Origin of the sequence: Burkholderia sp. 9775_39, from assembly GCF_015712225.1 — a bacterium.
Taxonomy (GTDB): Bacteria; Pseudomonadota; Gammaproteobacteria; order Burkholderiales; family Burkholderiaceae; genus Burkholderia; species Burkholderia cenocepacia.
On record NZ_JACCQC010000006.1, the window covers coordinates 266,122 to 287,558 of the forward strand.

Genomic DNA, 21,437 nt, shown 5'->3' on the forward strand with positions numbered 1-21,437 from the left:
GAACGACGGTCACCGCCGGCCGCCGCGCATCGCGACCGGCTTCGGCGGCACAGAGAAAACGGGCGCGCGGCCTCGTGGCTGCGCGCCCGTCCATTGTCCACGCAAACGCGCCAGTGCGGTGCGCCGCGCGGCCCGCGAGCGGCCCGGTTACTTGGTCGTGTAGCCGCCGTTGATCAGGATCGTCTGGCCGGTGATCCACCAGCCGTCGGTCACCAGATGGCGGATGAACGGGACGACGTCCTCGATGTCGGTCAGCCCCGTCTTGCTGAACGGCGACAGCGCGGCGGCCGTCTTGTGATACGCGACCGCGTCGGCGCCTTCGGCCGGATAGAAGAACGGCGTGTCCATCGGGCCCGGCCCGACGGCCGTCACCGAGATCCCGCGCGCGCCGTACTCCTTCGACGCCGCGCGCGTGAAGTGCTCGACCGGCGCCTTCGACCCTTCGTACGCCGCGTAGAACGGCGTGAACGCGCCGAGCAGCGACGTCACGAGCGTGACGAGCTTGCCGTGATCCTCGAGATGCCGGCCTGCTTCCTTGATGAAGAAGAACGCCGACTTGCTGTTGACCGCGAACATCTCGTCGTACTCGGCCTCGCTGATCTCGGTGAACGGCTTCTTCAGCACCTTGCCGACCGTGTTGATCGCGATGTCGATCTTGCCGAAGCGCTGCTTCGCGTCGTCGAACAACTTCTCGACCGCGGCGGCCGTCGTCAGGTCCGCCTGGAACGTCGCGGCTTCCGCGCCGGCCGCACGGACCGCCGCGGCGGTCTCCTCGGCCTGCGCCTGCGATGCCGCGCTGTTGTAGTGAATCGCCACCGCCTTCGCGCCGTGGCCCGCCAGGTCCCGGGCGATCAGGCCACCGAGATTCTTTGCCCCGCCTGCGATCAGGACGACCTTGTCTGCGAGCGTATGAGTTGCCACGGTTGACTCCTTTTTTCGTTGGACGAAGCTAGGAGTGTAGGCATCCGCGCCCGGTCGATCAGCCGGCTGCGGCTGGATGGATTATCCAGAAAACCGATCCAATCCGAGCCGCGCAATGTGGCGTGCCGCACCGACGGCGGCGCCGGATTCCGGCATGCCAATGCGCGAGCGCCGGCCGACTCAGCGCGCGTACAGCGCCGCGTCGATCTTGCCGAGCAGCCACTGTATGCCGGCCAGGTGCTGCTGATCGTGGCTGCACAGGTAATGGACCAGCCCGCGCACGGTCAGCGAACCGTAGCCGTCGAACTCGCCGGTACGCGCGAACTGTTCGGGCGTGAGACGCGACAGCAGCGCCAGCGTCTCGCGTCGTGCGTCGCGAATCGCCGCGAGCACGTCGGACGCATACGCGTCGTCGTAGCGCCGCTCGATCGCGAGTGCGTCGCCGTCGAGCGAGACCAGCAGCGGCCGGTCTTCGTCGAGCATGCGTCGCAGCCGTACGTGATAGCCGTCGATCTCGATGTCGCGCACATGGCAGAGTTGCCCGAGCGGCGAGAAATGCTCGCTCGGCATGCCGGACCAGTCGTCGGGGGTCCAGCGCGCATAGCCGTCGGGCACGGCTGCGAAATGCGCTTCGAGCTGACGGGGAAAATCGGCGAGTGCGTCGAGCGTCGTCGGATTCATGCGGGAGACTCCCTGTCGGATGAAGGCGGGCGGCAACCCTGGCACGGGCCTGCCGCCGCCGTTGCGTCACTTCACGCTGAAGCCGTACGCGCCCTGCGTGCGATGCCCGTCGGTCGCGACGGCCACCCACTTCACCGTGTACGCGCCCGTACCGGGCGCCGCGAGCGGCACCGTCATCCGCTTGCGGTTCGACGCGTCGATGCGTGCGCGGCCGTCCGACACCGTCTTGCCGGCGCCGTCGACGACGACGATCGAGCTGAATGCCGGCTCCAGCGGCTCGGTGAAGTCGATCGTGACGGCGGCCGGTGCGGCAGCCAGCGCCGCGCCCGCCACCGGGTCGCTGTGCGCGAGATGCGCGTGCGCGAACGCGGCCGACGAAACGGTCGCGGCCACGATGACGGCGGCAACGTGTCGGCCGACCGGGAACGAATCGAAAGGCATGGACTTTCCGTGAAGAATGAACGGGGCGCCGCGCACCGCGCAGCGTTCCGGCAGCTTACCAGCGCACGCGCGTTCATGCCGGTCGGGCGCCGGTGCTTGATAGAATGCGCGCGCTATGGATCTCGAAAGCATTCTCTACACCCAGGGCTTCGGCTCGCGTCGCCAGTGCCGCGGCCTGATCGAAGCCGGCCGCGTCGCCGTCGCGGGCGCCGCCGCGACCGACCCGGACGCCGCGTTCGACACCGACGGCCTCGTGTTCTCGGTCGACGATGCGGCATGGCCGTTCCATGCGCGTGCGTATCTCGCGCTCAACAAGCCGGCCGGCTACGAGTGTTCGCGCGATCCGCAGCACCATGCGAGCGTGTTCAGCCTGCTGCCCGCGCCGCTCGTCGCGCGCGGCGTGCAGTGCGTCGGCCGGCTCGACCAGGACACGACCGGCCTGCTGCTGCTGTCCGACGACGGCCAGTTCGTGCACGCGTACACGTCGCCGAAGCGCAAGGTGCCGAAGACCTACGTCGCGACCGTGCGCCACCCGCTCGATGACACGCAACTGCACGCGCTGCGCACCGGCGTGCAACTGCACGGCGAGCCGAAGCCGATCGCGGCCGTCGCGGCCGACGCCCGCGCCCCGCACGCGCTCGCGCTGACCGTCCTCGAAGGCAAGTACCACCAGGTCAAGCGGATGGTCGCCGCGGCGAGCAACCGCGTCGAATTGCTGCATCGCGAAAGCATCGGCGGCTTCACGCTGCCGGCCGACCTCGCGCCCGGCGCATGGCGCTGGCTCGACGAAGCCGACCTTGCCGCACTGCGCAATCCCGTCAAAACCCTGTAAGGGAAAATCCGCACGACCGTTCGGTGTCCGGCCGCCTCTTTGCCGCAGGTTCCCCCGCTATACTGAAATCACAAGCTGCAAGAGCAGCGATGCAGGGGAGACATCATGAACATCGACCATTCTTTCGAACTGTCGTCCGTGATGATCGCGTTCGCGGTCATCGGCGTCATCGTGATCGGCGGCCTGCTGGCCGCGATGCATCTGAAGCACAAATATCACCCGAACCTGATCGGCGCGCTGATCGGTGCGCTGCTGTGCTTCCTGCTGATCGAGGCGTTACCGGCGCTCACCTGACGCGCTGCCCGGCGCGAGCGTTTGAAGGAAATCGTCTACGGTCGGATAGCGCAACGTCACGCACAATTCGGCCTTGAGCCGTGCGTTGGACAGGCGCCGCGACTCGCGCATGAACGACAGCAGCGTCGGCTCGAGCAGACGCTCGGCGTCCGCGCGACTGACGCGCGGCGGCCTCGGCAGGCCGAGCACCTGCGCGACCCGGTCGAAATACTCTCCCATCCGCAGTTCCGTGTCGTCCGACGCGTGCACGACGCGCGCCGGCTTGCCGCGCACGGCCGCACGACGCAGGATCGCCGCGAGATCGTCCGCGTGGATGTGGTTCGTGTACACGTCGTCGGCCGGCTCGAGCGCCGGCGTGCCGCGCTCGAGCCGCGCGACCGGCAGGCGGTTCGCCGCGTAGATGCCGGGGATGCGCACGATGCGCGCGGACAGCACGCCGCGCACCGTCGCCGCACGCAGTTGCCGCTCGGCCGACACGCGCCGGAACGCGCGCGGATTCGCCGGGCGCAGCGGCTGCGTTTCGTCGATGCGCGCGCCGCCGCAGTCGCCGTAGACGCCCGTCGTACTGGCGTAGACGAGCGTCGGCGCGCGAAGACCGTCGGGTACAATACGCGCTGCCCGAACGGGCGCGCCGGCCTGTCGGGCCGCGGTGCGCAGCGTTCGGAGCCGGCCGACCGCCGGGGCCGGCGGTGCCGCCGGCCGACGCGCGGGCATGGACGTTGCGGCGATCAGCGCACGCGTGCGCCGGTCGTCGCGGCCGTCGGATGGCGGCGGGGCGAGATGCAGGATCGTGCGGGCGAGGCCCGCGAGACGGCCGAGCGTCGCCGGGCGATCGAGGTCGCCGACGATCGGCGTCGCGCCCGCGGCGCGCAGTTCGTCGCGGCGGGCCGGGTGGCTCGTCAGCGCGAGGATGCGCAGATTGCGGCGCGCGTCACGCCATTGCGCGACGCAGCGCATGCCGACGTCGCCGCAGCCGACGATCAGTACGCGCGGCCGGCGCAGGATTCGTGTCGCGATCATGTTGGTTGCGAAATCAGTAGCCGCCGTTGCGCGACGCGCAGCGGTTTTGCATTGTAGCTGCCGTGCGCGACATGCACGGTCCCCCCATTTTGTTCTAGTTTGGTTCTATGGCATTCAACGTCACTCTCAAGCAAAGCGGCCGGCAATTCCAGGTCGAGTCGGACGAAACCGTGCTGGCGGCCGCGCTGCGCCAGAACGTCCATCTGCCGTACGGCTGCAAGAACGGCGCGTGCGGCTCCTGCAAGGGCCAGATCGTGTCGGGCCAGATCGAACAGGGCCCGCACGCCGCGTCGGCGCTGTCCAACGACGAACGCACGCGCGGCCTGGCGCTGCTGTGCTGCTCGAAGGCGCAATGCGACCTCGAGATCGACGTGCGCGAGATCGCCGGCGTCGACGGCGTGCAGGTCAAGAAGCTGCCGTGCCGGATCGCCGCGCTCGAACGCAAGGCGGACGACGTGATGGTCGTGAAGCTGCAGTTGCCCGCCAACGAACGCCTGCAGTACCTCGCGGGCCAGTACGTCGAATTCATCCTGAAGGACGGCTCGCGCCGCAGCTACTCGATGGCGAACGCGCCGCACGAGGAAGGCCCGATCGAGCTGCACATCCGCCACATGCCGGGCGGCAAGTTCACCGACCACGTGTTCGGTGCGATGAAGGAGCGCGACATCCTGCGCTTCGAAGGCCCGCTCGGCACGTTCTTCCTGCGCGAAGACTCCGACAAGCCGATCGTGCTGCTCGCGTCGGGCACCGGCTTCGCGCCGATCAAGGCGATCATCGAGCATGTGAAGCATTCGGGCATCACGCGCCCGATGACGCTCTACTGGGGCGCGCGCCGCAAGAAGGACATCTACCTCGCCGAGCTCGCCGAGCAGTGGGCGCGCGAGATCCCGAACTTCAAGTACGTGCCGGTGCTTTCCGAGCCGGACGACGCCGACCAGTGGACGGGCCGCACCGGCTTCGTCCATCGCGCGGTGATCGAGGATCTGCCCGACCTGTCCGGCCACCAGGTGTACGCGTGCGGCGCGCCGGTGATGGTCGAATCCGCGCAGCGCGACTTCACGCAGCACCACGCGCTGCCGGCCGACGAGTTCTACGCGGACTCGTTCACGAGCGCCGCCGATCTCGCGCATCCGGTCTGAGCACCGGGCGCGACCGCACCCCGCCGCGCGCCGCCGTGTCACATCCGTGGCATCGCGGCGGTTTACAGTGGGGCGCGGGATGCCTTATGCTTGCGCACATGAACCGCTTCCTGTCCGCTCTCCGACGTCGCCGCTCGCCGCTCCGCCCGGATGCCGCCGGCTCGTCACGGACTCGCGCGTAACCCTCCTCCGCTTCACCGGTTACGCACAAGCTGTTCGACCCACCAGCCACGGCCTTCCGTGGCTTTTTTATTGCCCGTTTCCCTTTCAACGCCCGCTGGAGTCTGCTGCCATGCCCCTGAACGATTATCCGATCGACTCGCTGATGTACATCACGAACCGCCCCGACATCGTGTTTACGCACGGCAAGGGTTCGTGGCTCTACGATCACACGGGCAAGCGCTATCTGGACTTCATCCAGGGCTGGGCCGTCAACAGCCTCGGCCACTGCAACGACGGCATCGTCGAGGCGCTGAAGACGCAGGCCGACAAGCTGCTGAACCCGTCGCCCGCGTTCTACAACGAGCCGATGGCGAAGCTCGCGGGCCTGCTCACGCAGCACAGCGTGTTCGACAAGGTGTTCTTCACGAACAGCGGCGCGGAAGCGAACGAAGGCGCGATCAAGCTCGCGCGCAAGTGGGGCCGCAAGTTCAAGAACGGCGCATACGAGATCATCACGTTCGACCACAGCTTCCACGGCCGCACGCTCGCGACGATGTCGGCCAGCGGCAAGCCGGGCTGGGACACGATCTACGCACCGCAGGTGCCGGGCTTCCCGAAGGCCGAGCTGAACAACATCGCGTCGGTCGAGAAGCTGATCACCGACAAGACCGTCGCCGTGATGCTCGAACCGATCCAGGGCGAAGGCGGCGTGATTCCGGCGACGCGCGAATTCATGCAGGCGCTGCGCGCGCTGACGAAGCAGCACAACCTGCTGCTGATCGTCGACGAAGTGCAGAGCGGCTGCGGCCGCGCGGGCACGCTGTTCGCGTACGAGCTGTCCGGCATCGAGCCGGACGTCATGACGCTCGCGAAGGGCATCGGCGGCGGCGCACCGCTCGGCGCGCTGCTGTCGAAGGCGGACGTCGCGGTGTTCGAGGCCGGCGACCAGGGCGGTACGTACAACGGCAACCCGCTGATGACGGCGGTCGGCTATTCGGTGATCTCGCAGCTCGTCGCGCCCGGCTTCCTCGAAGGCGTGCGTGCGCGCAGCGAATACCTGAAGCGCAAGCTGCTCGAACTGTCGGAGGAGCGCGGCTTCGAGGGCGAACGCGGTGAAGGCCTGCTGCGCGCGCTGCTGCTGGGCAAGGACATCGGCCCGCAGATCGTCGAGAAGGCGCGCGACATGCAGCCTGACGGCCTGCTGCTGAACGCCGCACGCCCGAACCTGCTGCGCTTCATGCCCGCGCTGAACGTGACGACCGACGAAATCGACCAGATGATGGCGATGCTGCGGTCGATCCTCGACACGCTGTAAGGAGACCGCCGCGATGGATGCCGCCGCCGATGCTGTCGCTATCCGCCCGTTCGAACGCGCCGACACCGATGCCGTGCTCGCGGTATGGCGCGACGCGTTCCCGCACTACGACGAAGCCGGTGCGCCGCCGCACCGCGATCCGCTGCGATCGATCGAGCTGAAGCTCGCGACCCAGCCGGAACTGTTCTTCGTCGCGACCAGCGGCGCGCGGGTCGTCGGCACGCTGATGGCCGGTTTCGACGGACATCGCGGCTGGCTCTACTCGTTCGGCGTCGCGAACGACGCGCGCCGGCTCGGCGTCGGCCGCGCGCTGATCGCGCATGCGGAAAGCGCGCTCGCCGCGCGCGGCTGCCTGAAGATCAACCTGCAGGTGCTGCCCGGCAACGACGACGCATGCCGCTTCTATGCGGCGCTCGGCTATCGCGTCGAGGAACGCATCTCGTTCGGCAAGACGCTGCCGGCCGCGTAAGACCGCCGCCGGCCGATTCAGCGCGTGATCGGCCCCGCGCCCGGCAGCGGATTGCCGAGCACGTCGGTCGGCACGGCCTGCTGCTCGAACGCCGCGAAATACGCGGCCCACTGCGATTCGCTCACGCGCACCAGCAGCGCGCCGTCCTGCCACACGTCGTTGTGGTCGTTGTGGTCGTCGCCCGCGCGATGCAGGTAGTGCGGGCCCGTCGAGCCCTGGTTCATGTGCGTGTCGTGGATGCCGTTGCCTTGCGCATAGGTGCGTCCGAACACGACGACGTCGAGGCCCTGCGACTGCGCGGCGCTCACCAGCCGCAGCAGCGACGGGATCGGCTCCGGATGCTCGGTGCCGTCCATCACCGCGCTCGCGCGCCACGCGCCCGTCTCGTTCAGGATGTCGCTGCGCAGGTAGTCGAGCGCGGGCAGCGCGGGCAGCGCCGTCAGATCGGTATAGCCTTCGGCCGCGGCGGCGAGCGTCTGCGTGACCGGATGGTGGAAATCGTAGACGAGCTTGTAGTTCAGCAGGTCGTCCGCGTCGTTGGTGCCGACGTTGATCGCGACATCCCAGTCGCCCGCCGGCAGCGCCAGCGTCAGGTGAACGTGATACTGGATCTCGCTGCCGTGCGGCGAGCCCTTCAGCTTCGCCACCGACGTCACCTTCGCCTTCACGAAACCGTAGTCCAGACTCATGCGTGTTCTCCGTGTCCCGATGGGTCATCGATGCTACGCAGCCCGTGTGTCGGTTTGCCGACGGCCGGCCGCGGTGTCGCCGGCACGCGATGCAGCCTGCGCAGTGCAACAGTCGAATGGAGTCGCCTTTGCGCGCACAGTTCGACGCGAATCGTGCACGACGAAAAAAAGCCGTCACGGTTTCCCGTGACGGCTTTTCGACAGCCCGGATGCGCCATGCGCAACCGGGCCCGCGCGTTCGATCGCTTACTCGCCCAGATACGCGGCGCGCACCTTCGGATCGTCGAGCATCTGCTTCGCGTCGCCTTCCATCGTGACCGTGCCCGAATCCATCACGTAGCCGCGGTCGGCCGCCTGCAGCGCGAGGCGTGCGTTCTGCTCGACCAGCAGCACCGTGATGCCCTCCTTCGAGATCTCGCGCACCACTTCGAAGATCTTCTCGACCATGATCGGCGACAGGCCCATCGACGGCTCGTCGAGCAGCAGCAGCTTCGGCTTGGAGAGGATCGCGCGCGACATCGCCAGCATCTGCTGCTCGCCGCCCGACAACGTGCCCGCGAGCTGCGTCGCCCGCTCCTTCAGGCGCGGGAAGAAGCCGAACATCCGGTCGACGTCCTTCTTGATCTGCTCGTTGTCGTTGCGCAGGTACGCGCCCATCTGCATGTTCTCGATGATCGACATCCGCGCGAAGATCCCGCGGCCTTCCGGCACCATCGCGAGGCCGCGCTTGAGCAGTTCGTGCGGCGGGATGCCCTTGATCGACTTGCCGTCGTACTCGATGTCGCCCGCCGAGTACGGCTTCAGGCCGGTGATCGCCTTCATCGTCGTGGTCTTGCCGGCGCCGTTCGCACCGATCAGCGTCACGAGCTCGCCCTGACGGACTTCCATGTCAACGCCCTTGACGGCCTGAATGCCGCCGTAGTTGACCTGCAAGCCCTTGATTTTCAACATTGCCGCTGCCATCAGTGCACCCCTGCGCCGAGATATGCCTCAATCACCTTCGGATTCTTCTGCACGTCCTGCGGCAGACCCTCGGCGATCACCTTGCCGTAATCGAGCACCGTCATCCGGTTGCACAACCCCATCACGAGCTTCACGTCGTGCTCGATCAGGAGAATCGTGCGGCCGTCCGAGCGGATCTTGTCGAGCAGGCGCGTGAGTTCGACCTTCTCGGTCGCGTTCATCCCGGCCGCCGGCTCGTCGAGCGCGAGCAGCTTCGGGTCGGTCGCGAGCGCGCGGGCGATTTCCAGACGACGCTGGTGACCGTACGACAGGTTGCGCGACGTGTAGTCCGCGTACTGCAGCACGCCGACGTATTCGAGCAGCTCGATCGCGCGCTCCTTGATCTCGCGCTCTTCCTGGCGTTCGGCCGGCGTCTGGAACACCGCGCCCAGCAGACCGTGCTTGGTGCGCACGTGGCGGCCCACCATCACGTTCTCGAGCGCCGTCATCCCGCCGAACAGGCGGATGTTCTGGAACGTGCGCGCGATGCCGGCCTTGGCCACCTGGTGCACGGCCGTCGGCGTGTAGTTCGTGCCGTCCAGCTTGAAGTCGCCGGAGTCGGGCGTGTAGAGGCCCGTGATCACGTTGAAGAACGTCGTCTTGCCGGCCCCGTTCGGGCCGATCAGACCGTAGATCTCGCCTTCGCGGATCTGCAGGCCGACGTCGGACAGTGCCTGCAGCCCGCCGAAGCGCTTGTTCACGCCCGAGACGGACAGTCGGATTTGCTTGTCGCTCATGTGTGTATCCCCTTGTCCGTAGGTTAAGCGCGCACCGGCTTCTTGCTGTTGCGCTTCGCCAGTTTCGCGATCTTGTCCTCATGCTTCGGCGCGGGCCACAGGCCTTCCGAGCGGTACAGCATGATGATCACCATCGCGAGGCCGTACAGCGCCTGACGGATCACTTCGGTATCGACGATGTCGTGACCGAACAGCGCGTGCTGCAGCGGGCTCATCGTCGAGCGCAGGAATTCCGGGAAGATCGCGAGCAGCACCGCGCCCAGGATCACGCCCGGGATGTGGCCCATGCCGCCGAGCACCACGCAGGCGAGCACGACGATCGATTCCCAGAACGTGAACGACTCGGGCGACACGAAGCCCTGGAACGCGCCGAACATCGAGCCCGACAGGCCGCCGAACGAAGCGCCCATCGCGAACGCGAGCAGCTTCACGTTACGGGTGTTGATGCCCATCGCCTTCGCGGCGATTTCGTCTTCGCGGATCGCGGCCCACGCGCGGCCGATACGCGAGTGCTGCAGACGCGTACACACCCAGATCACCAGCAGCGAGCAGAGCACGAACAGGTAGTAGTACATGTACACCGACGGCAGCTGGAAGCCGAACAGCGTATGCGTCTGCGACAGGTTGAAGCCGCCGACGTGCACCGGATCGATGCCCGTGATCCCCTTCGGGCCGTTGGTGATGTTCACCGGACGGTCGAGGTTGTTCATGAAGATCCGGACGATTTCACCGAAGCCGAGCGTGACGATCGCCAGGTAGTCGCCGCGCAGGCGCAGCGTCGGCGCGCCGAGCAGGATCCCGAAGGTCGCCGCCAGCGCCATCGCGATCGGCACGATCAGCAGGAACGGCACGTGCAGGCCGTTCGGCGCGAGCGCCGCGATCCACTCGAACTGCGAGGTCAGGTGCGGCGAGCTCAGCAGCGCCGCCGTGTAGGCGCCCACCGCGTAGAACGCGATGTAGCCCAGGTCGAGCAGGCCGGCGAAGCCGACCACCACGTTCAGGCCCAGCGCGAGCATCACGTACAGCATCGCGAAGTCGAGCACGCGGACCCAGTAGTTGCCGCCGGCCGAGCCGATCACGATCGGCGCGGCGATCACGAGGACAGCAGTGAGGAGGCCGATGACGACGGTCTTGGCGGTGTTGCGCTCTTCGACCAGCGACGTCGACGATTCGATCGGTTGAATGGATGTCATGTTGTTTGCTCCCCTTCCGTTACGCGCGGTCCGCGACACGTTCGCCCAGCAGGCCCGACGGACGGAACACCAGCACGATGATCAGCACGATGAAGGCGAACACGTCCTGGTAGTTGCTGCCGAATACGCCACCCGTGAGGTTGCCGATGTAGCCGGCCCCGAGCTGCTCGATCAGGCCGAGCAGCACGCCGCCGACCATCGCGCCGCCGAGGTTGCCGATCCCGCCGAGCACCGCCGCGGTAAACGCCTTCATGCCGGGGATGAAGCCCATGTAGAAGTGCACGTTGCCGTATTCGGACGCGATCATCACGCCGGCCAGCGCGGCGAGCGCGGAGCCGATCATGAACGTCGCCGAGATCACGAAGTTCGGGTTCACGCCCATCAGGCTTGCCGTATTCGGGCTTTCGGCGATCGCGCGCATCGCGCGGCCGAGCTTGGTCTTGTGCACGAGCAGCAGCAGGCCGCCCATCACGATGAACGCGACCGCGATGATCACGATTTCCGTGACCGAGATCACGGCGCCGGGCGTCGTGTCGGTCGCCTTGATCACGTTGATCGGGTCGGTCGGCAGCAATTGCGGGAACGGCAGCGGGTTGCGCGACCAGATGATCATCGCAGCCGTCTGCAGCAGGATCGACACGCCGATCGCGGTGATCAGCGGCGCGAGACGCGGCGCGCGGCGCAGCGGCCGGTACGCGACGCGTTCGATCGTGAAGCCGACGAACGCACAGACGACCGCGGCGATGCCCAGGCCGATCGTCAGCGTCGCGACGTTGCCGAGTCCGGGAAAGTGGTTCTGCAGCACGGTGATGGCCGACAGCGCGACCATCGCGCCGATCATCAGCACGTCGCCGTGCGCGAAGTTGATGATGCCGAGAATGCCGTACACCATCGTGTATCCCAACGCGATGATGGCGTACACACTGCCGAGCACCAGCCCGTTGAGAACCTGCTGGACGAAAATATCCATTTAAAGCTCCTTGGCCCGTGCTGCCGGAGGACGTTGCGCCCCGCGGGTAAGCGAGGAATCGCGCCTTCTCGGCGACACTGCGGGTACTAGTCGATACCGGTAAGGGTGGATCGTCCCGGCGCGCGCCGCCCGGCCTGTACAGCCGGACCTGCCGCCGGAGCGGATACAAAAACGGCACCGCACTGTTCCGGTGCCGTCATGAGTCCCGTCGCTAAATCGTCACGACATCGAGGACGGTGTTCGTGGCCTCCTTGAAGTCGTGGGGCAGCATGCCGAGACGGCCGTCGTCCGGTTTCCCGGCATCCGTGCCTTGGCCCGTCCGGCGCCGCGCAAGCAGCGCGCCCGGACGGATCGGATTCCGCGCCGCGTCGCCCGGCAGGGCGTTGCGGCAGTCGCGCCCGACTTTCGTCAGGACTGCATCGGAATCCATCGTACGAACCAGACTGCGCGTCACGACACGGTCGGTCGCGGCGGCGCGCTGTTTCGTCGAATCGAATTGAAGGGGGGACAGTGGCTTCGGCACGCTGCCGGCAACGCCGCGATCGTCCGGCATCCGTCGACCGGCGGCTCGCCGCGACGCAGTCTGCATGCCCGCTGCCCGGCCCGTCGTCAGGCCAAGCGCGTTGATGTCCTCGATCGTCAAACCTGCCCCGTTTTCCTTGTCCCTGCCCAGTTGCGCGATACGGCGCGCCGATGGCGCCGCACGTCCGGCTCCGGCGACGCGCACGCCGCTGGCCGATGATGCCGCGATTACCGCAGCGTCCCTGCCCGCCCCGTCGTCGCTCTTTTTGCTGCAGCCGGCAAGCATTGCAACCGGCGCGGCGACGGACACGGCGTAAGCCAACTTCACATGCATTGAATGGTCTCCCGCGCCTTGCCAAAACCCGATTTCAAAGCCATTCCGGCTTGAAAACGGGCGCATTGTAACTCCATTTATAGGACGCCAATAATCCTGATTCGATGGGGTTTTCCTGCATTGCAACCAATTTTGAGAAACGATTGGATGAGGCGGGAGCAACCGGGTTGCACCATGATTGGGAATAATGGTTGCGACTACAATTTCGAGACACCAAAAAAAAGCGCGCCGGGAGGCGCGCTTCGGTGTTCCGCGGGTGCGATGCGGCAATCAGGCGGCGGGCGGCAGGTTCAACCCGCGCGGCAGCGGAAACGACACGTTTTCCTCGATGCCGTCGAGTGCGCGGACGTTGCGCACGCCGAGCTCGCGCAGCCGCGCGATCACGGCCTGGGCGAGCACCTCGGGCGCCGACGCACCGGCCGTCACGCCGATGCGGCGCTTGCCTGCGACCCACGCCGGATCGATCTGGTCCGGTGCATCGACCATGTACGCGGCCACGCCGCGCTTCTCGGCCACTTCGCGCAGCCGGCTCGAGTTCGAGCTGTTCGGACTACCGACCACGATCACGACATCGCATTGCGGCGCCATGAACTTCACCGCGTCCTGGCGGTTCTGCGTCGCGTAGCAGATGTCCTGCTTCTTCGGCTCGCGGATCTTCGGATACTTTGCCTTCAGCGCGCCGATGATCTCGGCCGCGTCGTCAACGGACAGCGTCGTCTGCGTGACGAGCGCGATGCGCTCGGGATCGGCGAGCTCGAGCTTCTGCACGTCCTCGACACTTTCGACGAGGTGCATGCCGCGCTCGACCTGGCCCATCGTGCCTTCGACTTCGGGATGGCCCTTGTGGCCGATCATCACGATGTCGACGCCGTCCTGGCGCATCTTCGCCACTTCGACGTGCACCTTCGTGACGAGCGGGCAGGTAGCGTCGTAAATGCGCAGCCCGCGCACGTCGGCCTCGTCGCGCACGGCCTTCGACACGCCATGCGCACTGAAGATCACGGTGTTGCCGGCCGGCACTTCCTCGAGTTCCTCGACGAAGATCGCGCCCTTCTTTTTCAGATCCTCGACCACGTACTTGTTGTGGACGATTTCGTGACGCACGTAGATCGGCGCACCGTGCATCGCGATGGCGCGCTCGACGATCTCGATCGCGCGATCGACACCCGCGCAGAAACCGCGCGGCTGGGCCAGCAGGATTTCGGCGTCGGCGGCGACGGTCTGCCCGGACAGCGTATCGGTGGTACTCATGATTACAGGATTCCGATGATTTTCACTTCGAACGTGAGCGCCTGGCCCGCGAGCGGATGATTGAAGTCGAACAGCGCCGAGGTCTCGCTGACTTCCTTCAGCACCCCCGCGTAGCGACCGCCATCCGGTGCGTTGAACTCGATGAGTTCGCCCGGCGTGAAATCGTCGCCGACCATCCCGTTCTCGCGCAGCGTCGCCAGCGTCACGCGCTGGAGCATGTCGGGATTGCGGGGGCCGAACCCCTGATCGGGGGCTAGCTGAAAAGTCGAATGGTCACCGACCCGGAGCCCGAGCAGAATCTGTTCCAGCGACGGCGCCAGCTGCCCCGCGCCCAGCAACAGCGTGGCCGGCTTGTCCGAGAAGGTGTTGACGATGTCGGCGCCGTCGGCCAGTGCCAGCCGGTAATGCAACGTGACGTGGGAACCGGGCTTCACTTCGGATAGATCGATGAGGCTCATGAATTACTCGTTCAGTCGGCGCCCGCTACGGCCGAATGGCCCGGCGCAAAGCCAATATTGTAAGTCACCTGAGCGTGCAAGGCGGAAAGTGCGACGACGTTGCGCACGCCGCCCGCCGCCAATGGAGTTCCGACCATGCTGTCACCCTGCCTCATCGTGCCGCCGGCCGAATGCCGCGACACCGCCGACACGCCGGCCGATCCGCCCGGCCGCGTGATCCCGATCAACCGGCGCAGGCGCCGCCCGGGCGACTGGCGGCCCGAGCGGCCACGCGAGCGATTGCTGGAGCGCGGGCCGGCCGCGCTGACCGACGACGAGCTGATCGCGCTGCTGCTCGGCACCGGCAAGCCCGGTCACGACGTCTTCGTCACCGCCCGCGCACTGGTCGAGCAGTTCGGCACGTTGCGCGGGCTGCTCGAAGCGAGCGCCGACGATTTCGAGGCGTACCCCGGCATCGGCCCCGCACGCTCCGCGCGGCTCGTCGCGGTCACCGAGATCGCGCGGCGCATGCTGGTGGAGAAAGCGGAAGAACGGATGCCGATCGACTCGCCCGGCGCGGTCGAGGATTGCTTGCGACTGAAGATCGGCACGCGCCAGTACGAAGTGTTCATCGCGGTCTATCTGGATGCGCGCAACCGTCTGATCGACATGGAGGAAATCGCGCGCGGCTCGCTCACCCGCATGGCCGTCTATCCGCGCGAGATCGTGCGCCGCGCGATGAAGCACAACGCCGCGGCGCTGATCGTCGCGCACAATCATCCGTCGGGCGCGGTACAGCCGAGCGCGGAAGACCGCCGCCTGACCCGCGTGCTGAAAGACGCGCTCGAGCTCGTCGACGTGCGGCTGCTCGATCACGTCGTCGTCGGGGTCAGCGATACTTTCTCGTTCGCGCGGGCCGGTTGGCTGTAGACTGTGGCGCGGCGGCCCGTCCCAGGGCGCCGCAACGACGAAGCGAAATTGGGTTTGATTTTTCTGAACTTTTTCTGCTAGAATCGTCGTCTGTCTTTTTTCCAACCAGTTCTAGCCATCGAAGGGCCTTGTCTGTAAGGGCTACGGCGTTCTGAGTGCAGCCATGGATCACGTGGCGGTGCGATGGAACCTTCACCGGCGATCGAACCCCGAATTTAGCGTATTAGGAGTGCTCTCATGGCACGCGTATGCCAAGTAACTGGGAAAGCGCCGATGAGCGGCAACAACGTTTCCCACGCCAACAACAAGACGAAGCGTCGCTTCCTCCCGAACCTGCAGAACCGCCGGTTCTGGGTTGAGAGCGAAAACCGCTGGGTGCGCCTGCGCGTCTCGAACGCCGGCCTGCGCCTGATCGACAAGAACGGCATCGATTCCGTGCTCGCTGACCTGCGCGCACGCGGCGAAGCCTAAGCCCAAGGAGCACAATCATGGCAAAAGGCGCCCGCGACAAGATCAAGCTCGAGTCGACCGCTGGTACGGGTCACTTCTACACGACCACGAAGAACAAGCGCAACATGCCGGAAAAGATGGCGATCAAGAAGTTCGATCCCGTCGTCCGCAAGCACGTTGAATACAAAGAAACCAAGATCAAGTAATCTCCGGTTTCTGCCAGCCTGACGGCGACCGAAAAGCCCCGCACATGCGGGGCTTTTTGTTTTGCGCGGTTTTTGCGCGCACGCGTGAGCCCGACGCGGTATGCTCTCCCCTTTCCGCGGCCGCGGTCGACGGAACGCAAGATCAAAAGCGTAACGATGGAGATGCAGCATGAAATTCGACGTGGCGATCGTCGGCAGCGGCCTGGCAGGGCTGTCGGTCGCACTCAATCTGGCCAGCACGCGACGTGTCGCGCTGATCGCGAAACGTTCGATGATGGAGGGGGCGAGCGATAACGCGCAGGGCGGCATCGCGGCGGTCCTCGACTCGGCGGACAGCATCGAGAACCACGTCGACGACACGCTGGTCGCCGGGGGCGGCCTCTGCGACGAAGGCGCGACGCGCTACATCGTCGAGCACGGCCGCGAAGCCATCGAATGGCTGATCTCGCAAGGCGTGCCGTTCACGAAGGACGACGCGGCCGAACTCGGCTTTCACCTGACGCGCGAAGGCGGCCACAGCCATCGCCGGATCATCCATGCGGCCGATGCGACCGGCCATGCGGTGCTCGCGACGCTGTCGGCGCGCGCGCGCCAGCATCCGAACATCACGTTCTTCGAAAATCATCACGCGATCGACCTGATCACGTCGGATCGGCTCGGCCTGCCCGGCCGCCGCTGCCACGGCCTGTATGCACTCGACGTCGACAACGACCGCACGATCACGATCGAGGCGCCGCACACGGTGCTCGCCACCGGCGGCGCCGGCAAGGTCTACCTGTACACGACGAACCCCGACACCGCGACCGGCGACGGCATCGCGATGGCGTGGCGTGCCGGCTGCCGCGTGTCGAACATGGAATTCATCCAGTTCCACCCGACCTGCCTGTTCCATCCGTACGCGAAATCGTTCCTGATTTCGGAAGCCGTGCGCGGCGAAGGCGGCCTGCTGAAGCTGCCTGACGGCACGCGCTTCATGCCGTCGCACGATCCGCGCGCCGAACTCGCGCCGCGCGACATCGTCGCGCGCGCGATCGACTTCGAGATCAAGAAGCGCGGGATCGACTGCGTGTATCTCGACATCAGCCATCAGCCGGAAGCGTTCCTGCGCGAACATTTCCCGACGATCCATGCGCGCTGCCTCGAATTCGGCATCGACATCGCGAAAGAACCGATCCCGGTCGTGCCGGCCGCGCACTATACGTGCGGCGGGGTCGTCACCGATCTCGCCGGACGCACCGACCTCGCCGGCCTGTACGCGGTCGGCGAAACCTCGTACACGGGGCTGCACGGCGCGAACCGGCTCGCGAGCAACTCGCTGCTCGAATGTCTGGTGATCGGCCGCGCGGCAGCCGAGGCGATCGAGGCGGCCGGCTTCGACGCCGACACGCCGGCCGCGCTGCCCGCGTGGGACGAAAGCCGCGTGTCGGACGCGGACGAGGAAGTCGTCGTGGCCCACAACTGGGACGAACTGCGCCGCCTGATGTGGAACTACGTCGGCATCGTGCGCACCGACAAGCGCCTCGAGCGCGCGAAACATCGCCTGTCGCTGCTGCGCGACGAGATCCACGAGTACTACGCGAACTTCCGCGTGACGCGCGATCTGCTCGAACTGCGCAACCTCGTCGACGTGGCAACGCTGATCGTGAAAAGCGCGCACTCGCGCCGCGAAAGCCGCGGGCTGCACTACAGCCGCGACTGGCCGCATACGCTGCCGAAAGCATTGCCGAGCGTGCTCACGCCGCGCGTGCGCCGCTGAGCAGCGCGCCGCCCTTCCGCGGCCGCAGCAGCACAAGAAAAAAGCCGTTGGCGCCTGCGCGCCAACGGCTTTTTGTCTGATCGGATGATGTTCGGTCAGTCGACGATCCGCATCGAATAATCGGTCGCCCGCACATCCTTCGTCAGCGCGCCGATCGAGATGCGATCGACGCCCGTCTCCGCGAACGTGCGCACCGTCTCGAAATTGACGCCGCCCGAGACTTCGAGCACGGCCTTGCCATCCGCCACGCGCACCGCTTCGCGCATCATGTCGAGCGTGAAGTTGTCGAGCAGCACCGACTGCGCGCCGTGCGCGAGCGCCGTGTCGAGCTGCGCGAGCGTCTCGACTTCGACCTGCACCGGCACGCCCGATTCCAGCGCGAACGCCGCATCGAGCGCCTCGCCGACACCGCCTGCCGCCGCGATGTGGTTCTCCTTGATCAGGATGCCGTCGTACAGCGCGAGACGCTGGTTCTCGCCGCCGCCGACCCGGACCGCGTACTTCTGCGCGAGCCGCAGCCCCGGCAACGTCTTGCGCGTATCGAGGATCTTCGCGCGCGTGCCTTCGACGCGATCGACGTAACGGCGCGTCGCCGTCGCGACGCCCGACAGCAACTGCAGGAAGTTCAGCCCGTTGCGCTCGGCCGTCAGCAGCGCGCGTGCCGGCCCTTCGAGTTCGCAGACGGTCGAATCGGCCGTCATCCGGTCGCCTTCGCGATAGCGCCATTGCACGACGATCGACGGATCGATCCGTGCGATCACGGCCTCGAACCACGGTACGCCGCACAGCACGGCTTCCTCGCGCACGATGATCCGCGCGCGGCGGTGCTCGCCGGCCGGCACGAGCCGCCCGGTCTGGTCGCCGGCACCGACGTCTTCGGCGATCGCATCGGCCACGTTGCGCGCGATCGCTTCGTCGAATGCCGCGCCATACTGCGCGCGGACGGCTTGGAACAGCGGGGATACGGCGTTGCTCATGCGGCCCCCACGTTCGCGAACAATTGCTGGTCGCGCTGCAAGTCGCCGCTCGCCTGCACGCGCTTCTTGTGCGCAGCCGCGAATTCGAGCATCCGGTTGATCGGCAAACGCGCGCGCTCGCCGATCGCGGGATCGACGAAGATCTCGTTGTGACCGCGTTCGAGCACGTCGGCGAGGTTCGCGAGGCCGTTCATCGCCATCCACGGGCAATGCGCGCAGCTCTTGCAGGTCGCGCTGTTGCCGGCCGTCGGCGCGGCGATGAAGGTCTTGCCGGGCGCGGCAAGCTGCATCTTGTGCAGGATGCCGAGATCGGTCGCGACGATGAAGCGGGTCGCGTCGAACTTGACGGCCGCGTCGATCAGCTGCGTGGTCGAGCCGACGACATCGGCCTGCGCCACGACGTTTTCCGGCGACTCGGGATGGACGAGCACCTTCGCGTCCGGATATTCGGCGCGCAGCAGGTCGAGCTCGATGCCCTTGAACTCGTCGTGGACGAGGCACGAGCCCTGCCACAGCAGCATGTCCGCGCCGGTTTTCTTCTGGATGTAGCTGCCGAGATGGCGGTCCGGCGCCCAGATGATCTTTTCGCCGCGCGCGTGCAGGTCGGCCACGATCTCGAGGCCGATCGACGACGTGACCATCCAGTCCGCGCGCGCCTTCACGGCCGCGCTGGTGTTCGCGTAGACGACGACGGTACGGTCGGGATGCGCATCGCAGAACGCCGAGAATTCGTCGACCGGGCAACCGAGGTCGAGCGAGCAGGTCGCGTCGAGATCGGGCATCAGGATCCGTTTGTTCGGGCTCAGGATCTTCGCGGTTTCGCCCATGAAGCGCACGCCGGCGACGACCAGCGTCTGCGCGTCGTGATCGCGGCCGAAGCGGGCCATTTCGAGCGAATCCGCCACGCAGCCGCCCGTTTCGTCGGCCAGTTCCTGCAGTTCGGCGTCCACGTAGTAGTGGGCGACCAGCACGGCCTTTTCACGGGCGAGCAACGCCTTGATGCGTGCTTTCAGCGCAGCGCGCTCCTCGGCGGACGGCGCATCGGGCACCTTGGCCCATGCCTGCCCCACGCCGCACACGGTCCCGGCTGCGACGGGCCGGTCGTACTCGACGGGTTTGATCGTCGATTGCATCTCCATATCTCCTGTCGATCAGCGTTGGCGCTTGAGCGCTTACCCTGATCCCATGCTACGCGGTCGATCGGCGTTGGCGCGTTCGCGCCTGCCCCGATCCCATCCCTTTCATTCGCCCCGGGACACCACCCGCCACGGCCCCAAGCGTCAGACAAATCCCGGCCCGCCGACGCGCGTCAAAAACCGGCGGCCCAAATGAAAAAACCCCGCCAACGCGGGGTTTGTGACGTCCTGAGATTCTAATCGATTTCGAATCAGGCGTAGCGACGCAGGCGCGTCGCGAATTCCTGCAGCGCCTTGATGCCGCTTTGTTCTGCGCGATGACACCAATCCTGCAATTGCGCGAGAAGCTGTTCGCGCGACGCGGTCGAACGATCCCAGATCGCGGCCAGATCCTGGCGCAGCTGGAAGTACGTATGCAGCTTCTGGCTGTTCGCGAAGATTTCCGGCAGCAGCTTCTTCTGCGGCTCGTCGAGACCGTCGGCGTCCTTGTGGAACCACTTGCGGGCACCGCGCATCAACTGGTACTTCTCGCTCGAACCGAGTTCCTTCAGGTGCGCGAGCTCCTGGCGGTACGCACGCTTCACGGCCTTGCCGTAGCTCGCCATCACTTCGTAGCGGTTCGACAGCACGGCCTGCAGCGTTTCCTGATCGAGCACCGTCTTCGGCTTGTTCAGGCGCGGCGTCGGCGCCACCTTCTTCACCTTCGCGAGACCGAAGGCCGACATGATGCGGATGTACATCCAGCCGATGTCGAACTCGTACCACTTGTTCGACAGCTTCGCCGACGTCGCGAACGTGTGGTGGTTGTTGTGCAGCTCTTCGCCGCCGATCACGATGCCCCACGGGAACAGGTTCGTGCTCGCGTCGGCCGAGTTGAAGTTGCGATAGCCCCAGAAGTGACCGAAGCCGTTGACGACACCAGCCGCCCAGAACGGGATCCACACCATCTGCACGGCCCAGACGGTCAGGCCGAGCACGCCGAACAGCGCGACGTCGATCACCATCATCAGGCTCACGCCGAGGATCGGGTACTTCGAGTAGAGGTTGCGTTCGATCCAGTCGTTCGGCGTGCCGTGGCTGAACTTGCGCATCGTCTCTTCGTTCTTCGCTTCCGCGCGATACAGCTCGGCGCCCTCGAGGAACACCTTCCAGATGCCGCGCGTCTGCGGGCTGTGCGGATCTTCCTCGGTCTCGCACTTCGCATGGTGCTTGCGGTGAATCGCGGCCCACTGGCCGGTCAGCATGCCGGTGGTCATCCACAGCCAGAGACGGAAGAAGTGGCTCGCGATCGGATGCAGCTCCAGCGCGCGGTGCGCCTGGCAGCGATGCAGGTAGACCGTCACACCGATGATCGTGACGTGCGTGACGGCGAGCGCGAACAGCGCGACCTGCCACCACGAAAAATGCAGGAGCCCGTGGGAAAGAAAATCGAGCAGGGAATTCAACAAGGCAGTTACCTGTGATGAGAGCGACGCCGCACCGGCGTCAGAAGAATGAAAGCATACCGCGTGTAGACCAGAATTTTACTTCAACCGTTCCAAGTCTTTGTAAAAAATGAATATTTTCTTGCCCT

The 21,437-nt window shown here is 66.3% G+C and carries 24 protein-coding genes; 9 read left to right on the top strand and 15 right to left on the bottom strand.

What is annotated here, in order from left to right; genetic code table 11:
• Positions 1–147 precede the first annotated feature (147 nt).
• The 3 genes from H0X90_RS11090 to copC form a co-directional block, all read right to left on the bottom strand.
• On the bottom strand, positions 148–921 hold the full coding sequence (locus tag H0X90_RS11090; protein WP_006478064.1) for an SDR family oxidoreductase: 774 nt from the start codon (positions 919–921) through the stop codon (positions 148–150).
• A 180-nt stretch (positions 922–1,101) separates the two neighbouring features.
• The gene (locus H0X90_RS11095; RefSeq protein WP_077188808.1) at positions 1,102–1,602 is read right to left on the bottom strand and encodes a DinB family protein; all 501 of its coding nucleotides are present in this window, start codon (positions 1,600–1,602) and stop codon (positions 1,102–1,104) included.
• Positions 1,603–1,668: 66 nt separating this feature from the next.
• Positions 1,669–2,043: a copper homeostasis periplasmic binding protein CopC gene (gene copC, locus H0X90_RS11100; protein WP_058901744.1), complete on the bottom strand. Its 375-nt coding sequence runs from the start codon at positions 2,041–2,043 to the stop codon at positions 1,669–1,671.
• Positions 2,044–2,158: 115 nt separating this feature from the next.
• Between copC and H0X90_RS11105 the strand changes: the two genes are divergently transcribed.
• Complete coding sequence (locus tag H0X90_RS11105; protein WP_006482773.1) at positions 2,159–2,875, top strand: 16S rRNA pseudouridine(516) synthase; 717 nt, start codon at positions 2,159–2,161, stop codon at positions 2,873–2,875.
• Positions 2,876–2,980: 105 nt separating this feature from the next.
• On the top strand, positions 2,981–3,169 hold the full coding sequence (locus tag H0X90_RS11110; protein WP_006496133.1) for a hypothetical protein: 189 nt from the start codon (positions 2,981–2,983) through the stop codon (positions 3,167–3,169).
• Here H0X90_RS11110 and H0X90_RS11115 read toward each other — a convergent pair.
• Positions 3,152–4,189 carry an NAD-dependent epimerase/dehydratase family protein gene (locus tag H0X90_RS11115; protein WP_060210764.1) on the bottom strand — a complete coding sequence of 346 codons (1,038 nt, stop codon included), beginning with the start codon at positions 4,187–4,189 and terminating at the stop codon, positions 3,152–3,154. The two genes, H0X90_RS11110 and H0X90_RS11115, sit on opposite strands and share 18 nt — an antisense overlap.
• A 107-nt stretch (positions 4,190–4,296) precedes the next feature.
• Between H0X90_RS11115 and H0X90_RS11120 the strand changes: the two genes are divergently transcribed.
• From H0X90_RS11120 to H0X90_RS11130, 3 genes are all read left to right on the top strand, one after another.
• Positions 4,297–5,328, top strand: coding sequence for a CDP-6-deoxy-delta-3,4-glucoseen reductase (locus H0X90_RS11120; RefSeq protein WP_006478058.1), 1,032 nt, complete (start codon positions 4,297–4,299; stop codon positions 5,326–5,328).
• Positions 5,329–5,620: 292 nt separating this feature from the next.
• Positions 5,621–6,805 carry an acetylornithine transaminase gene (locus H0X90_RS11125; RefSeq protein WP_059721393.1) on the top strand — a complete coding sequence of 395 codons (1,185 nt, stop codon included), beginning with the start codon at positions 5,621–5,623 and terminating at the stop codon, positions 6,803–6,805.
• A 13-nt stretch (positions 6,806–6,818) separates the two neighbouring features.
• Positions 6,819–7,274 carry a GNAT family acetyltransferase gene (locus tag H0X90_RS11130; RefSeq protein WP_006488959.1) on the top strand — a complete coding sequence of 152 codons (456 nt, stop codon included), beginning with the start codon at positions 6,819–6,821 and terminating at the stop codon, positions 7,272–7,274.
• 17 nt (positions 7,275–7,291) lie between these two features.
• Here H0X90_RS11130 and H0X90_RS11135 read toward each other — a convergent pair whose 3' ends face one another.
• The 8 genes from H0X90_RS11135 to H0X90_RS11170 form a co-directional block, all read right to left on the bottom strand.
• On the bottom strand, positions 7,292–7,963 hold the full coding sequence (locus tag H0X90_RS11135) for a DUF2278 family protein (protein ID WP_077188807.1): 672 nt from the start codon (positions 7,961–7,963) through the stop codon (positions 7,292–7,294).
• Between the two features lie 246 nt (positions 7,964–8,209).
• Positions 8,210–8,926, bottom strand: a complete 717-nt coding sequence (locus tag H0X90_RS11140; protein WP_012492822.1) for an ABC transporter ATP-binding protein — start codon at positions 8,924–8,926, stop codon at positions 8,210–8,212.
• Positions 8,926–9,702 carry an ABC transporter ATP-binding protein gene (locus tag H0X90_RS11145; RefSeq protein ID WP_006478053.1) on the bottom strand — a complete coding sequence of 259 codons (777 nt, stop codon included), beginning with the start codon at positions 9,700–9,702 and terminating at the stop codon, positions 8,926–8,928. The genes H0X90_RS11140 and H0X90_RS11145 overlap by 1 nt, the downstream gene beginning before the upstream one ends.
• 23 nt (positions 9,703–9,725) lie before the next feature.
• Positions 9,726–10,895 carry an ABC transporter ATP-binding protein gene (locus H0X90_RS11150; protein ID WP_006488940.1) on the bottom strand — a complete coding sequence of 390 codons (1,170 nt, stop codon included), beginning with the start codon at positions 10,893–10,895 and terminating at the stop codon, positions 9,726–9,728.
• A 19-nt stretch (positions 10,896–10,914) separates the two neighbouring features.
• Complete coding sequence (locus tag H0X90_RS11155) at positions 10,915–11,865, bottom strand: branched-chain amino acid ABC transporter permease (RefSeq protein ID WP_006488946.1); 951 nt, start codon at positions 11,863–11,865, stop codon at positions 10,915–10,917.
• 211 nt (positions 11,866–12,076) lie between these two features.
• On the bottom strand, positions 12,077–12,787 hold the full coding sequence (locus H0X90_RS11160) for an amino acid-binding protein (protein ID WP_171984122.1): 711 nt from the start codon (positions 12,785–12,787) through the stop codon (positions 12,077–12,079).
• A 204-nt stretch (positions 12,788–12,991) separates the two neighbouring features.
• Positions 12,992–13,972 carry a 4-hydroxy-3-methylbut-2-enyl diphosphate reductase gene (gene ispH / locus H0X90_RS11165; RefSeq protein WP_006488968.1) on the bottom strand — a complete coding sequence of 327 codons (981 nt, stop codon included), beginning with the start codon at positions 13,970–13,972 and terminating at the stop codon, positions 12,992–12,994.
• A 2-nt stretch (positions 13,973–13,974) separates the two neighbouring features.
• A complete protein-coding gene (locus tag H0X90_RS11170; protein WP_006496137.1) occupies positions 13,975–14,430 on the bottom strand; it encodes a peptidylprolyl isomerase in 456 nt (151 codons plus the stop codon).
• Positions 14,431–14,565: 135 nt separating this feature from the next.
• Here H0X90_RS11170 and radC point away from each other — a divergent pair, with 135 nt between their 5' ends.
• The 4 genes from radC (at position 14,566) to nadB (ending at position 17,751) form a co-directional block, all read left to right on the top strand.
• Positions 14,566–15,339, top strand: coding sequence for a DNA repair protein RadC (gene radC, locus H0X90_RS11175; RefSeq protein ID WP_006496138.1), 774 nt, complete (start codon positions 14,566–14,568; stop codon positions 15,337–15,339).
• Positions 15,340–15,576: 237 nt separating this feature from the next.
• Complete coding sequence (rpmB, locus tag H0X90_RS11180) at positions 15,577–15,810, top strand: 50S ribosomal protein L28 (RefSeq protein ID WP_004186391.1); 234 nt, start codon at positions 15,577–15,579, stop codon at positions 15,808–15,810.
• Positions 15,811–15,827: 17 nt separating this feature from the next.
• Positions 15,828–15,995 carry a 50S ribosomal protein L33 gene (gene rpmG, locus H0X90_RS11185; protein WP_006478046.1) on the top strand — a complete coding sequence of 56 codons (168 nt, stop codon included), beginning with the start codon at positions 15,828–15,830 and terminating at the stop codon, positions 15,993–15,995.
• 169 nt (positions 15,996–16,164) lie between these two features.
• Positions 16,165–17,751: an L-aspartate oxidase gene (gene nadB, locus H0X90_RS11190; RefSeq protein WP_006488962.1), complete on the top strand. Its 1,587-nt coding sequence runs from the start codon at positions 16,165–16,167 to the stop codon at positions 17,749–17,751.
• A gap of 95 nt (positions 17,752–17,846) precedes the next feature.
• On the opposite strand, the gene nadC is transcribed toward nadB, so the two are convergent.
• From nadC to H0X90_RS11205, 3 genes are all read right to left on the bottom strand, one after another.
• On the bottom strand, positions 17,847–18,728 hold the full coding sequence (nadC, locus tag H0X90_RS11195; protein ID WP_077188805.1) for a carboxylating nicotinate-nucleotide diphosphorylase: 882 nt from the start codon (positions 18,726–18,728) through the stop codon (positions 17,847–17,849).
• Positions 18,725–19,861, bottom strand: a complete 1,137-nt coding sequence (gene nadA / locus H0X90_RS11200) for a quinolinate synthase NadA (protein WP_077188911.1) — start codon at positions 19,859–19,861, stop codon at positions 18,725–18,727. The genes nadC and nadA overlap by 4 nt, the downstream gene beginning before the upstream one ends.
• Before the next feature lie 254 nt (positions 19,862–20,115).
• A complete protein-coding gene (locus H0X90_RS11205) occupies positions 20,116–21,312 on the bottom strand; it encodes an acyl-CoA desaturase (protein WP_006491832.1) in 1,197 nt (398 codons plus the stop codon).
• Between the last annotated feature and the right edge of the window lie 125 nt (positions 21,313–21,437).